We start from the raw sequence: 13,863 nt of genomic DNA on the forward strand, positions 1-13,863 counted from the left end.
GGGCGGCCTACCGCCGGCGCCTGCGGCGTACCTCCCGCAGCCGGACCCGGGCCGCGGTCAGGGCCCGGCGGGCCAGGAGGGACGGCAGGGCGCGGCGGGTGCCCAGCAGGAGCCGGGAGTTGGGGACCGAGAGCGGACGCCAGTGGGCTTTGTGCGGTTCGGCGCCCCGCATCATGCTGAGGACGGGGCGGTCGCCGGCCGTGGTGAGGCGGGCGCCGTGCCGCATCAGCAGGGTGTTGAGGTCGACCTTCGCCGAGTGCAGGGCGGCGAAGTCGGCGCCGTAGAGGTAGCCGCCGGCCAGGGTCGGTGACAGGACGGTGAGGTTCGCGGCGACCACCTCGCCGCCGATCCGGAACTCGGTGAGCCGGGCCTCGCCGGACTCGGTCATCCGGGCGCAGGCGCGGCCGAGATGGGCGGCGAAGCGGGGGCGCAGGTGCTCGGGGGTGACGCCCCGGCCCTCCCACTGGGCGGTGTGCAGCCGCAGTATCGTGCCGATGGCGGCGGGCACGTCGGCGGCGGGCACGTCGTGTTCCTCGATGCCCGAGGCGTCGATCTTGCGCAGATGGGCGCGGATGCGCTGGCCGCGCGAGCTGCCCACCCGGGCGATCAGGCCGGTCATGGGCCCGCCGGGCAGCTCCAGGCACTCGGAGTCGGCGAGCCGCCGCTTGGGGCCGGGCCACAGGGCGTACACCCGCTCGGCCGCCGCGCCCGCCGGCACCTCGCGCAGGTCCACGACCCCGCCCCGGGCGGCCCGGCGCATCCCGCGGACGAGGGCGGCGGCAACCGGGTCGCCGCGCCGGGCGCCGTCACCCGTACGGTCCGCGCGGTCCGCGCGGTCCGCGCGGTCCTCGCCCGGGTCGGCGTCCGCTTCGGTGCCTGCTCCCGCGGTGCCGGGGGCGATGAGCACGTCGGAGTAGTCCGTGATGGCGCCGCCGAGCGGCACGAGCGCGGGCAGCGGGCGGTAGGTGCGCATCAGCGCGACCGCGCCCACCAACTCGCCCTCCCGGCGGCCCTCTTCGCTCCCGCCGCTCCCGCCGCGCCGGACCAGGACGACCCGCAGCCGGCCCCGCCGCCCGTACGACAGCCACCAGGAGTGCAGCCAGGCGTGGCTCTGGAACGGGGTGGCGCGGGGGCAACTGCGGTGCAGCCGGGTCCACTCGGGCGCGAGCGCGGCGAACTCGTCGGGGTCGCGGCAGATGCGCACGTCGAGTGTGCCGAGCGGGTCGGGCGCACCGGCTGCGTCCGCCGCGCTTCTGGGGTGCGGCGGGCGGACGGCGGCCGGCGGCGCCGCGGTGTCGGGGCCTTCCACCGTCACACCGCCGCCCGCTCGGGCCGGGGCTCGGACGAGGACGGCGAAGCGGAGGCGGACGGGGCGGCGGACGGGGCGGCGGACGGCGACGGGAGCGGGGTGCGGGCCGGGTGGGCGGCGTCCTCCTCGCGCCTGGGCCGGACCAGGAGGACGAGCGCGCCGAGCAGCCCGCCCGCGCTCGCGCCGACCGCGCCGGACAGCGCCGCCGACGGGGAGGACGGCGCGGCGGGCGCGGCGGCGGGCGAGAAGAGGAGCAGGCGGACGCCGGTGCTGTCCGAGTCGCGGTTGCCGGTGGCGGCCAGCGAGCGGGCGACGCCGTTGGCGATGGAGGCGGCGGTGCCGGCCTTGGACGAGCTGCCGGTGACCGAGATCATCGGGGCGTCCGGCGACGTCGCCGCCTGGACATGGCTCTTCAGGTCCCCGGCGGCGGTGTGGGTGGCGGCCTGCGCGCCGGCCAGCACCGCGGAGCCGGTGACGATCCGGCCGTACGCCTGGGCGAAGCCGAGCGCGGTCGGCGAGTCGGTGCCCTGCCGCGGTACGACCATCACGTAACTGGTCGCGGCGTACTGCGGGGTGGCCACCAGGCCGTACCCGATGCCGCCGAGCAGGCCGATGCCGATGCCGAGCGGCAGGGGCAGCCAGCGCGGCACCGCGCGTCGCGGCGTGCGCCGCCCGCGGTCCTGCGGGTCGTTGATGTCGTCCGTGTGGGTCACGGTGTGTCTCACTTCTGCGCGGGTGTCGGGGTGGTGGGTTCGGCGGCGGCCCCGGGTACGGTGCCGGGCGCCTGCCGGGAGGCCGGCGGGGCGGCCTGCTGCGAGACCGGTCGCGGCGCCGGCTGGGTCCCGGCGGCCCGGGCCGGGCGCGGTACGGTCGCGGCCGGACCGGACCCGCGCCGCCGCAGGCCCCGCCGCTCGCCCGCCTGCGCGTACAGCGCCATGACGCGCTGCGCGGTGCGGGCGATGTGGTAGTACTCGACCGCCGCGGGGGCGGGCAGCCGACGCGGCCCCGCGCGGTGCTCCGCGGCCAGGGCGGCGGGCAGTTCGCCGAGGTCGATCCGGCAGGCGCCGGGCGCGTCCTCGGCCGGCACGTCCTCCACGGCGGGGCAGGCCGTGTAGAGCGCGGGCAGTCCGGCGGCCAGCGCCTCGACCACCGCGAGCCCGAACGCCTCCTCGGCGGAGACCGAGACGAACAGGTCCATCGCGGCGAGCAGTCCGGGCACCTCCGGGCCGCTGGAGTCGGCGACGTGCACCCGGTGCTGGAGGTTCAGGTGGTGCACGAGCCGCAGCAGCGGCACCCGTTCGGGGCCGTCGCCGGCGAGCAGCAGATGCACGTCCGGGACCTCGGCGACCGCCCGGATCAGCGCGTCGAACCGCTTGCCGGGCACCTGCCGCCCCACCCCGCCGACCACGTACGCGCCGACGGGGATACGGAGCCGGGTCCTGGCCTCGGCGCGCACCTCGGGGTCGAAGCGGAACCGGTCCGGGTCGATGCCGTTGGGCGCGAGGTGCACCCGCGCCTCCGGCACGCCCCAGTACACCAGCCGTTCCGCGACGGTCGCCGAGACCGCGAGGGTGCCGTGGCCGAGCCGCTCGGTGGCCCGGTACAGGGTGCGGGTGCCCAGGCCCAGCGGCCGGCCCTCGATCTGGGTGGCGCCCAGCGAGTGCTCGGTGGCCACGACGGTGTGCACCCCGGCCAGCCGCGCGGCGATCCGCCCGTAGACGCAGGCCCGGTACAGGTGGGTGTGCACCACGTCGTAGTGGCCGGCCCGGATGAAGCGGGTGAGGCGGGGGAGCACGCCGACATCGCGGTTGCCGGTCATCCGCAGGTCGTGCACGCGCACGCCGTCGGCGCGGATCGCGTCGGCCACCGGGCCGGGGTCGGTGAGCGTGGCCACCTCGCACTTGGCGTCCAGGTGCCGCAGCAGCAACCGGAGTTGCTGCTCGGCGCCGCCGACGTTGAGGCCGGTGATGACGTGCAGGACCTTCATGCGTCGCCTCCTTGTGGCACGGCGGGGAGGGTGGCGAGCTCGGCTCGCCGCAGCCGGTGCAGCAGCCGTTTGGCATGCAGCCGGGGGGAGTTGTCGGCCTGGCCGACGTAAGTGCGCGGCAGGGCGTGGCCGCAGGCGACCGGCCCGGGGTCGACCGCGCAGGCGTAGTCGTATCCGGCCCGCCGGGTGGCGAGCGCGGTGCGCGGGTCGACCGCGCCGTAGGGGTGGCAGAAGCCCGCCGGGGCGGTGCCGGTGATGTCGGTCAACAGGCTTCTGCTCTCGGTCAGTTCGAGGTCGAGGTCGGCGTCGTCCAGAGCGGTCAGGTCGCGGTGCAGCAGGCCGTGCGAGCCGATCTCCATGCCGGCGGTGTGCGCGGCGCGGATGCCGTCGGCGGTCAGCAGCGGCTTGCGCGGGCCGTCCGGGTCCCAGGCGTTGGTGCCGCCGAGCCGGCCGGGCAGCACGAACACGGTGGCGGTGTGGCCGTGCGCGCGCAGCAGCGGCACCGCGTCGGTGAGGAAGTCGGCGTAGCCGTCGTCGAAGGTCAGCCCGACCAGCCGGCCGGCCCGGCCGCGGGCGCGGGCGGCGAGCAACTGCCGCATGCCGACGCCGGTCAGGCCGCGCCGCCGCAGCCAGCGCAGCTGTCCGGCGAGCCGCTCCGGGGTCACCGTGACCAGGTAGGGGTCGCCGGCCCGGCGGTCGCCCACCGAGTGGTACATCAGCGTCCAGGGCGCCCGGCGGCCGGCGTGGACGCCCGCGGGGGCAAGGAGGTCAGCGGTCATGGGCGGCCCTTCCGTGTGACGGTGGCGAGCAGGTAGGGGACTTCGGGCACCCGGGCGGCGAGCGCGGCGCCGGCGAACACCACCGGCACCGCCACCGCGCAGGCGGCCGCGGCCACCGCCGGGTCCGGCAGCCGGTGCGCCAGCGCCCAGCCGGCGGCCGTGGCGCACAGCGCGGCCAGCGCGATCCGCCCGATCCGGGGCGCCACGGCGGCGACCCGGACGGCGACGGTGTGCGCGCCCAGGCCCCGCAGCAGCAGGGCGGCGGTCACGGTGATGCCCAGCGCGTTGCCGGCCGCGATGCCGTACGCGCCCCACGGCCCGACCGCGGCGGCGTCCGCGGCCGCGGTGACCGCCAGCCCCAGCCCCATCGCGGCGGCCGGGTACCAGGTCGGGCCCGCCGCCGAGAAGTACGGCCGGACCAGTGCCCCGACCAGGCTCTGACCGAGCAGGCCGAGCGCGTAGACCCGCATCACCGTGGCGGTGTCCGCGGTGTCGACGGCGGTGAACTCACCTCGCTGGAAGAGGACTTCGATGATCTGCGGGGCACAGGCGATGACGTAGGAGGTGCCGAGCAGCACCACCAGGCAGGCGAGCGCGAGGTCGCGCTCGACCCGGCGCCTGGCCTGCTCGCGGTCGCCGTCGGCCAGCGCGCGCGACAGCACCGGGAAGGTGACCGTCACGATCATCACCGACAGTGACATCGGCAACTGGGCGACCTTTTCCGCGTAGTTGAGGTGTGAGATGGCGCCCGCGGGCAGCGGGGCGGCGAAGAACCGCTCGACCAGCACCTGCGCCTGGCGGCTGAGCGTGAAGACGATGACCGGCGCGAGCAGCGCCAGGCCGAGCGGGTTGTCCGGGCGCGGCCCGGCCGGGCCGGTCGGCGTGGACCGCAACACCCGCAGGAAGGACGGCAGTTGCGCCGCGATCATCAGCGCGCCGCCGACCGCGACCCCGGCGGCGGCCGCCCGTACCCCGAACCTGCCGTGCAGGGCGAAGAGCACGGCGACGATGCCGGTGTTGTACGCCACGTAGATCGCGGCGGGTGAGGCGAAGCGGCGGTGCGCGCGCAGCGCGGCGCTGAGGTAGCCGGCGACGCCGAAGGTGAGGACGGTCAGCGCGGTCAGCCGGGTGCAGGCCACCGCCGTGGTCGGGTCGGCGATGCCGGGGGCGAGCACGTGTACGACCCAGGGGGCGCCCGCCGCGAGCGCCGCGGTCAGCAGCGCCAGGGCGGCGAGCAGGCGCGGCAGGCTGCCGCGGATCAGAGCGTGCGGGCCCTCGCCCCGGGCGAGGGCGGCGCTGAAGGCGGGCACCATCAGCAGGGCCATGGCGTCCTCGATCAGGACGGTCGCCGCGATCTCGGGGATGGTCCACGCGACGAGGAACGCGTCGCTCTCCGCGCCCGCGCCGAAGAGGTGGGCGATGCCCTGGTCGCGGACGAGGCCGAGGACGGAGCCGGCGATGCTCAGCCCCGCGGTGGCCGCGGCGGCGTGGGCCATCCGGGAGGAGGGCTCCCGGGCCGGGCCCGGGTCGCGCGGCCGGGGCGGCGGTACGTCGATCGGCTCGGGCGGGGGCGCCCACACGTCGGGGGGCTCGGTGCCGGGGTACGCCAACACGGTCGGCGGGCGCGCGGCTTCGGGTGCGTCGGCAGGGTGGGTCCAGACGTCCTGAGGGGTGCCCCGGGCGCCTTTGACGAACCCTGCTTCCCTGTCGTTCATCGGGCGGGCTCGTCCGTGGAGTTGAGCGACCACCAGGCGGTGAGGCCGAGCAGGACGGCGGTGAGGGGGGTGGAGGGGCCACCGATGTCGGCGTAAAGGAAGTCGACGGCCTGCCAGAGGAGAAGGCCGACGGCGGCGAGGCCGGGGGCGATGGCGGTGCGGGCGTGGAAGGCGCCGCGGGCACGGAAGGCGCGCCGGGCGCGGTGCAGGCGGGCGGCGCCGCCGGTCAGGAGGGCCGCCCAGGAGCCGGTGAGCAGGCCGCAGCCGATCAGGCCCTGCTCGGAGAGGGCGAGCAAGTACATGTTGTGCGGCGAGAGCAGGGGCTCGCGGGTGAAGGTCTGCCCGGCTCCCGCGGTGTCGCTGCCGGAGTCGAGGGCGAGCGAGGCGTGGGAGTCGCGCTCGTCGGGGAAGCGCTTGAGGCCGACACCGGTGGCGGGGTGCTCGCGCCACATGGACAGCGCCGCCGACCAGAGGGTGTAGCGGTCGGTGACGGACTGGTCGGGCGCGTCGGTGACCTGCGTGATGCTGGCGAGCCGCTGGGTGATCAGCTGCGAGCCGACGCCGACCCCGCCGACCAGCAGCACCGCACAGGCGGCGAGCACCGCGAAGACGCGTACCGCCTGCCGCCATCCGGCGAGCAGGGTCATCGCGGCCAGCGCGAGCGCGGTGGCGATCCACGTGCCGCGGCTGAAGGAGACGGTGAGCGGCACCAGGAGCAGCGCCGCGCACGCCGCCGCCCCGGTGCGGACCGCGCGGCGGCCGGGCGCGAGGGCGTAGCCGACCGAGATGACCAGCCCGTACGCGACGACCGTGGCCATGCCCATGATGTCGGAGGGCCCGAACGTGCCGACCGCGCGGATGTCCTCGCCCTGGTACGAGGCGCCGGTCGCGGTGGCGTACTGCCACACGCCGATCCCGCCCTGGACCAGGGCGAGGGCGACCACCGCGCCCGCGACCACGGCGAAGTCGCGCCGGTCGCGCAGCAGGAGCACCAGCGCGGCCGGCACGAGCACGAACACCTGGGCGTAGCGCACGAATCCGGTCACGCCGGCGCCGGGGTCGGGCGAGGCGATCGCGGCGACCGCGAAGCCGACGACGGGCGCGCCGAGGACGATCGCCGCGGCCGGGCTGAGCAGGCGCCGCCGGTCGCGCAACAGGCGTACGGCGCAGGCGAGTACGAGCACGGCGGAGGCGGCGTCGGCCGGTGTGACCTTGCCGGAGGTGCTGACGTTGCCCGGGGCGACGGGCGCGGCCAGCAGCGCGATGGTGGCGACGGCGGGCAGCAGGTGCGCGTACGACGCGAGATGACGCAGCGTCAGGTGGTGTCGTACGGCGCCGTCGTGGCGGCCGGCGGGGCCGGCGCCGCGGGTGCGGCCGGACGGCGCGAGGGTCAGGGTCATCAGCTACCGCCGAACCGGAAGAGCGAGGTCGCGGTGCGGACGAGGATCGCGACGTCCTGCCACAGCGACCAGCTCTCGATGTAGTGGTTGTCGAACCTGGCCCGGTCCGGGATGGAGGTGTCGCCGCGCAGACCGTTCACCTGGGCGAGGCCGGTGATCCCGGCGGGCATCCGGTGCCGGTCCTGGTAGCCGGGCAGCTCGGCGCTGAACTTCTGCACGTAGAAGGGGCGTTCGGGGCGCGGGCCGACCATGCTCATGTCGCCGCGCAACACGTTCCACAACTGCGGCAGTTCGTCGAGCGAGGTGCGGCGCAGCAGCCGGCCGACGGTGCTGGTGCGGCTGTCGTGCGCCACGCTCCACAAGGTCGCTGCCTCGTGGTCGTCGGCGGGGCGCAGGGTGCGGAACTTCAGTACGGTGAACGGCCGTCCGCCCAGCCCGATCCGCTCCTGCCGGAACAGCACGCCGGGGCCGTCCGCGAGGCGCACGGCCAGCGCGCAGCCGGCCAGGATCGGGGCCGCCGCGGTCAGCGCGAGTCCGGCGAGCACGATGTCCAGCGCCCGCTTGCCGTACGGCCGTTGCCGGGTCCTGTCGGTGAACGGGCGGTAGGCGTAGCCCCACAGGTGGGCCGGCTCGATCCGCCCGGCCCCGCCTGGTCCGCTGCCGGGCCGCGGTCCGTCCTGGTCGGCCTGCCAGATCCGGCAGCCCCGCGCGGCCAGCAGCGCGACGGCCTCCGCCGTGGCGGGCCCGGCCGGCCCGACCACGACCACGTGCCGTACCGCGTCGCGCACGGCGACCCGGGCGATGTCCGCGGCGGCGGTCACGGCGAGGCGCGGGATCGACGCGAGGGCGGGGCCGGGGCCGGTGTCGGCGGTGCTTGCGTCGGGTGCGCCGTGGGTGGTGACCGGGACGGTGTCCTGGACGGCGAGGGGGACGGACGGCGAGGCCGAGGGGTGCGGCGGGACGTCCACGCGTGCGCCGGCCGGGCCGAACGAGGCCGTCTCCAGGGTGGGTTCGGCGCCGAGGGCCGCGAAATCGGCGGCGGTGAGGCCGTGTTCGGCGGGACCGCCGTGGTCCGCCGGGGTGGCGACGGCCACCGGGGCGAGGCCGTACTCGGGGTGGGCGCGCAGTGTCGCGGCGAGTTGCTCGGCCGCGTTCGGGGCGCCGACGACGAGGGTCGGGGCGGGTGCGCGGCGGGCGCGGGTGCGGTGCAGGCGATGGACGAGGGCACGCAGGGCGACGGCCACGCAGCCGGTCAGCGCGGTGGCGTCGAGGAGTTCGGGCCAGCTCAGCGCGCCGCGCGGCTCGGTCGCGGCGGTCGCGGCGGCGGCCAGGCCCCAGCCGAGCACCGTGCCCAGTGCGATGGCGGGCACCTCGTCCAGCGCGGTGGGTGTGAGCCCCGGCCGGTAGAGGCCGGCTCGCCGGTGGGCGGCCAGCAGCACGCACAGCAGCACCGCGGGCAGCACGGGCGCGCCGAAGGGCCCGACCGCGCAGAGCCCGACCAGGCCGGCGAGGCAGTCCGCCGCGGCGAGCACGCCGCCCGGCGACAGCAGCCGTTCGGCGCTCGACGGCCTTTCCTGCGAGGCGGGTTCGGCCGGGCGTCCGGGGGCGGCGGGGTGCCGGCCCGGGGCCGCGTCGGGCCCGGGCCACGTGCCGGCGGCGGGCCGGATCTGCGGCTGGGGGACGACCACCCGCAGGTCGGCGTCGGAAGCACGGTCGGCCGCCGCGGTCTGCCACCTGCCCGGGTCCATCGCCGTCTGCGACGCCTGCGCTGTCTGACCCGTCTGTCCCGGCTGGGCTGCCTGAGCTGCCTGAGCTGCCTTGGCGGTCCGGCCGGTGCGGGCCGTCCGGGTCGCCGTGCGGCCGTTCCCGGACCCGGCTTGCCCGGGTCCGGCCGGTGCCGCGGAAGGAGCGAAGTCGCCGAAGGGGGCACCGGGTCCGGCCGTGGCACCGTAGCCCGCGCCGTATCCCGCGTCGCCGTATGCCGTATCGCCGTACGCGGCGTCGCCATAAGCCGCGTCACCGTACGGCGGCAGGCCGGTCTCGGGCCAGGGCGGCGGGGCGGCGGCCTCGGGGAGGGCGGAGTGGTCCGGGGTCGAGGGGCGGTTCACGCGGTTCACCGGGCGGGCACCTCGACCTCGCGGTCCGGGTGGGTGGCCGGGGAGGTCGCGCCGGGCCGCGCCGGGTGCGGTGCGAGGGCCGTGTAGAGCGCGCCGACGGCCGCCGCGGACACGCGTACGTCGTGGTGCGCGCGGACGTGGGCGAGGGCGCGCAGGCCGGCGGCGGCACGGGTCGCCGGGTCGGTGAGCAGCCGCAGCAACGCGGCCGCGAGCGCCGCCGGTTCGCCCGGCGGCACGACGCACAGCTCGGTGTCGGCGGCCGGCACGCTCTCCCGGGCGCCGTCGACGTCGGTGGCCACCACCGGCCGCGCGCACGCCATCGCCTCCAGCGGGGCCAGCGCCATCCCCTCCCACCGGGAGGGCTGCACCACGACGTCGGCGGCCTGGTACCAGGGCAGCGGGTCGGCCGCGTTCCCGGCGAACAGCACACCCGGGGGCGCGTCGCCCACCAGCCGCTGCCGGTCCGGGCCGTCGCCGACCAGCACCAGCCGGGCGGCGGGCAGCCGCGCGGTCACCTCGGGCCAGGCCCGCAGCAGGACGTCCTGTCCCTTCTGCGGGCACAACCGCCCGACGCAGACCACCACGGGCGCGTCGGCGCCGAGGTCCGCGAGCGCGGGCAGCGCCTCCCGCGCGGAGGCCGGCCGCAGCGGCGGCCGGAAGTGCTCGGTGTCGATGCCGTTGGGCACGACCGCCCACGCGGCGCGCACCCCGTGCCGGGCCCCCGAGTCGCGCTCGGCGCCGCTGACGCACAGCACGCGGTGCGTCCAGCGGGTGGCGGCGCGTTCCCAGCGCAGCACCGCCCAGGCGGTCGGGCCGGACACCGCGTCGTAGGACCAGGCGTGCGGCTGGAAGACGGTGGGGACGCGGCCCCGGGCCGCCAGCCGGCCGGCCAGCCCCGCCTTGGAGCTGTGCAGGTGCAGCAGGTCGGGGCCGACCGCGCGGATCACCCGGGCGAGGGACCGTACCTCGGCGGGCAGCGAGCGGCCGGGCGCACGGCGGGCGGGCCAGGCCACCACCTCGGCGCCACCGTCGGCGGCGGCCGGACCGAGGTCGCCGCCGGGCGGGCAGGCCACCACGACCCGTGCGCCCCGCGCCGCCTGCGCCCGCACCAGGTCGGCGACGACACGGGCCACCCCGCCGTCCACCGGCTGCGCGACGTGCAGCACCGTCAGCCCGTCGAGCCGGGCTTCCCCGGCCGCTGCGGTCCCCGTCGTCAACGGGGCCTGGTCGTCATGGTCTTGCGGCATCGCGCGCCGTTCCCTCTCTCCGGGACCCGGGGAAGTCCGAAGTCCGGTCGGTACCACGGCCCGGCGATCGGCTCCGGCTGATCGCCCGGAGCGCTGGACCAACCTTGATCAACGGGCCGCGTGCACTCAACGAATGCGGTGCCTGTCAGGTAATCGCTCTGAATTCTCACAGCACGGTCGCAGACGACCCCGGGTAACGCGCGCAGGACGCGCGGCGCCGCCGGCAGTCGCTCTGAGCTGGCCGTTTCTTATGACCATCGGATTTCACCCACGCGACGAGGTGTCAGTGTCGGAGATCGGCAATCACCCTTGTGAGGGAATGCGTCCCGCACGGTGACCGGGGCTATCCGTTCGGGTGAAGGTTCATTACCAACCGGCTGTCGCGCTGTTGATCAGACTGGCCCTGGTACCGGGGCCACCCTCTCTTCCCAGAAGGACCTATCGTGATCAAGAAGATCCTCGCCACGGCCGCCGTCGCGGCCTCGCTCGCGGGTGTCTCCGCGACGGTCGCCCCCGGCGCGATGGCCATCGGCGACGACCACGGCACCACCACCGCCAACGGCAACGGCTCCGAGCAGAACTACGGCAACACCTACACCAGCGGTGTGATGAGCCCGTCGTTCGCGCTGATCCAGGGTTCGCTCAACAAGCCCTGCATCGCCCTGCCGGCCAAGGCGAACCTCGGCTCGCTCATCGGTGTCGTGCCGGTCAGCGTCCAGGACCTCAACGTGCTGACGTCGCCGCAGAACCAGCAGTGCACCGAGAACTCCACCCAGTCGCAGGGTGACGAGCCGCTCTCGCACATCCTGGACGGCCTGCCGATCCTGTCCGGCAACGGCGCGGCCAACCACTGATCCACTGATCGGCGCGCTTTCGCCGCCGACCGGATCGCGACCCGCTTACGACCGATTCCCGACCGGCTCGCTCCGGCCTCGTTCGGTCGTGTACGGCCCCGGCCCCCGATGTCTCCGTCGGGCGGACCGGGGCCGTCGCCGTGCGGAAAAGGGAACGGCCCGGGCGGAATCGGGGCGGCGCGGGATTCCGGGATTTCGGCGAGTTACACCGCCCATTCGGGTGGATAGTGTGCCCCGGTGGCGATCGGGGAGTTTCCTCGACACCAGGGCGCTCGTTGGTCCGGTCGGCAGCGGTGTGCTCGGGCGTGGAATTGCCCGGCGGGCCGTCACGAAAGCCGTGGCGGTGCACGACGCCGTTTCCGGAAAAGGAGTCCACCGTGAAGTACTCGAAGGTCGCAGCGGTCGCCGCCGGCACCCTGATGGCAGCCGGTGCCGCTGTCCCCGCGTTCGCCAGCGCCGGCGCCGGCGGCGTCGCCGCCGGCTCGCCGGGCGTGCTGTCGGGCAACGTCGTCCAGGTCCCGGTGCACGTGCCGGTCAACCTGTGCGGCAACACCGTCAACGTGATCGCGCTGCTGAACCCCTCGTTCGGCAACACGTGCGTCAACGCCGACAGCCACTGACGTCTGCCTGACGGGTCGTGACAGCGCCCTGATCAGGTACCGCCCCGGAGTGCGGCACGGATGATCGCTCCGGGGCGTCTGTCGGGGCCGCGGAAGAGCCGCGCGCCTCTGGAGTAGCAATGCGGAAAGAAGAGTCGATGCGACAGATCCTGAGCCGGAGCCTGCTCACCGTTGCTGCCGCGGGCAGTGTCCTGGCCGTGGCGGGAGGTGCTGCCCACGCCGATGCGGGCGGCGACAGCACCGCGGCCGGTTCGCCCGGCATCCTGTCGGGCAACTCGGTGGACGTCCCGGTGCACGCGCCCATCAACGCGTGCGGCAACACCGTGGACGCGGCCGGGCTGCTGAACCCGGCGTTCGGCAACTCCTGCCGCAACGACGAGTCCCCTGCGCCCACCACCCCCGCGCCCCAGGCGCCGCCGCGCACCGAGAAGGTCCCCCCCGTGTCCCCGGCCAAGCCTGTCGTGGTGCACCAGCGGCTGGCGGAGACCGGGCTGGACAACCGCGAACTCGGCATCGCGGGAGCGGCCGGAGCCGCTTTGCTCATGGGCGGAGCGCTGCTGTACCGACGCTCCCACGCGGCCTCGAATGCGGCGCGCGCCACGGCCCGAACGCGCTGAAACCGTTCCGGCGGCGTATCGAGGAATGCGCCCCGGAAAGGCGATTGACAGCAGGACCGCGCCGTTGTTCTGCACGTAAGGGTGATTGTCGGCCGATGCGGTGTGATTTCCGTTGCCTGCGGATCGGCGTGGTCGTTGTACACGGCGCCGGACTTCGGCATCCGACGGTGTCCCGCGGCACTCGCCCTCCCCAGGGCCGGGCCGCCGGCTCTCGGCTTAGGAAAGGGTGACAAGTGAAGTACTCAAAGGTTGCGGCGGCAGTGGCCGGATCGGTGATGGCGGCCGGAATGGCCGCACCCGCCTTTGCCGAGGGCGCCGGCGGCGCCCCCGTCTCTGTGGGCAACATGTCGACGATGCCCACGAGCATCAACGCCGGTGTCGACCAGGCGCTGAACGAGCAGCCGCTGCAGAAGATCGCCGACGCGACGCCCGTCGGCTCCGCCCTGCAGACGGCGCAGAACGGCACCGACATCGCGGGTTCCGCACTGTCCGGGCTGGCCAAAGCCACCGGGGGACTGCCCGCCGGTTCGCTGCTCGGCGGGCTGCCGACGAACGGCCTGCCGCTCGGCTGACGCCGCTCACTTGCCGCCTTCCCGACTTTCCCGTCCTTTCCGCCCGCCCGGCTTATCCCCCGTCGGAGTGAAAGGCCGGAACCAAACCTCGTTGGGGCAGTTGACCAGATTGCTCCAGACCTTCCAGAACAGTGCACCAAGCACCTAAAAAAGGACGAAAATGATCAAGAAGATGCTTGCCGGTGCTGCTCTCGCCGCGTCGGTCGCCGCCGTCGGTGCCGCCGCCGCCCCGCAGGCCATGGCCATCGGCAACGATGCGGGCACCACCACGGTGAACGGCAACGGCGCCGAGCAGGCGTACGGCAACACCCAGACCGGCGGCACCCAGAGCCCGCAGATCGGCCTGGTCCAGGGCACCCTGAACAAGCCCTGCCTCGGCGTGCCGGTGAAGGCCAACGTCGGCTCGCTGATCGGCCTCATCCCGGTCACCGTCCAGGACGTCAACGTGCTGACGTCGCCGCAGAACCAGCAGTGCACCGAGAACTCCACCCAGGCGCAGGGCGACGAGCCGCTCTCGCACGTGCTCAGCAACATCCCGGTGCTCTCCGGCAACGGTGTGGCCAACCACTGAGCCACCCCCGGCCGCTTCCCGGCCATCGGCCGGTGACGCTCGCCCCGCGAGCCGAACCGGCCCGCTCCACCCCGC

11 protein-coding genes and 2 pseudogenes are annotated in these 13,863 nt (G+C 75.5%); 5 read left to right on the forward strand and 8 right to left on the reverse strand.

What is annotated here, in order from left to right; translation table 11 throughout:
• Positions 1 to 7: 7 nt before the first annotated feature.
• From OG896_RS19900 to OG896_RS19935, 8 genes and pseudogenes are all read right to left on the reverse strand, one after another.
• Entirely contained in the window at positions 8 to 1,309 is a 1,302-nt protein-coding gene (locus OG896_RS19900; RefSeq protein WP_329367260.1) for a GNAT family N-acetyltransferase, read from the reverse strand.
• 2 nt (positions 1,310 to 1,311) lie between these two features.
• Entirely contained in the window at positions 1,312 to 2,022 is a 711-nt protein-coding gene (locus OG896_RS19905) for a lipopolysaccharide biosynthesis protein (RefSeq protein ID WP_329367262.1), read from the reverse strand.
• Positions 2,023 to 2,030: 8 nt separating this feature from the next.
• A complete protein-coding gene (locus tag OG896_RS19910) occupies positions 2,031 to 3,296 on the reverse strand; it encodes a glycosyltransferase (protein ID WP_329367264.1) in 1,266 nt (421 codons plus the stop codon).
• Complete coding sequence (locus OG896_RS19915) at positions 3,293 to 4,075, reverse strand: polysaccharide deacetylase family protein (protein ID WP_329367266.1); 783 nt, start codon at positions 4,073 to 4,075, stop codon at positions 3,293 to 3,295. The genes OG896_RS19910 and OG896_RS19915 overlap by 4 nt, the downstream gene beginning before the upstream one ends.
• On the reverse strand, positions 4,072 to 5,790 hold the full coding sequence (locus OG896_RS19920; RefSeq protein ID WP_329367267.1) for a lipid II flippase MurJ: 1,719 nt from the start codon (positions 5,788 to 5,790) through the stop codon (positions 4,072 to 4,074). Before OG896_RS19920 ends, OG896_RS19915 begins: the two co-directional genes overlap by 4 nt.
• On the reverse strand, positions 5,787 to 7,190 hold the full coding sequence (locus tag OG896_RS19925) for an O-antigen ligase family protein (RefSeq protein WP_329367269.1): 1,404 nt from the start codon (positions 7,188 to 7,190) through the stop codon (positions 5,787 to 5,789). Before OG896_RS19925 ends, OG896_RS19920 begins: the two co-directional genes overlap by 4 nt.
• Positions 7,190 to 8,029, reverse strand: a pseudogene (locus OG896_RS19930) (sugar transferase); the annotation flags it as partial. The pseudogene OG896_RS19930 and the gene OG896_RS19925, both read right to left, overlap by 1 nt.
• A gap of 1,274 nt (positions 8,030 to 9,303) precedes the next feature.
• Positions 9,304 to 10,554: a glycosyltransferase gene (locus OG896_RS19935; RefSeq protein ID WP_329367271.1), complete on the reverse strand. Its 1,251-nt coding sequence runs from the start codon at positions 10,552 to 10,554 to the stop codon at positions 9,304 to 9,306.
• Between the two features lie 443 nt (positions 10,555 to 10,997).
• Between OG896_RS19935 and OG896_RS19940 the strand changes: the two genes are divergently transcribed.
• The 5 genes and pseudogenes from OG896_RS19940 to OG896_RS19960 all read left to right on the forward strand — a co-directional run bounded on the left by OG896_RS19940 (position 10,998) and on the right by OG896_RS19960 (position 13,788).
• The gene (locus OG896_RS19940; RefSeq protein WP_328466329.1) at positions 10,998 to 11,408 is read left to right on the forward strand and encodes a rodlin; all 411 of its coding nucleotides are present in this window, start codon (positions 10,998 to 11,000) and stop codon (positions 11,406 to 11,408) included.
• A gap of 377 nt (positions 11,409 to 11,785) precedes the next feature.
• Entirely contained in the window at positions 11,786 to 12,028 is a 243-nt protein-coding gene (locus OG896_RS19945; RefSeq protein WP_329367273.1) for a chaplin, read from the forward strand.
• A gap of 137 nt (positions 12,029 to 12,165) precedes the next feature.
• Positions 12,166 to 12,402, forward strand: a pseudogene (locus OG896_RS40445) (chaplin); the annotation flags it as partial.
• A 596-nt stretch (positions 12,403 to 12,998) separates the two neighbouring features.
• Positions 12,999 to 13,217, forward strand: a complete 219-nt coding sequence (locus tag OG896_RS19955) for a hypothetical protein (RefSeq protein WP_329367276.1) — start codon at positions 12,999 to 13,001, stop codon at positions 13,215 to 13,217.
• 160 nt (positions 13,218 to 13,377) lie between these two features.
• Positions 13,378 to 13,788, forward strand: a complete 411-nt coding sequence (locus OG896_RS19960) for a rodlin (RefSeq protein WP_329367278.1) — start codon at positions 13,378 to 13,380, stop codon at positions 13,786 to 13,788.
• Positions 13,789 to 13,863 lie beyond the last annotated feature (75 nt).

This window comes from Streptomyces sp. NBC_00669 (genome assembly GCF_036226785.1).
Lineage (GTDB): Bacteria > Actinomycetota > Actinomycetes > Streptomycetales > Streptomycetaceae > Actinacidiphila.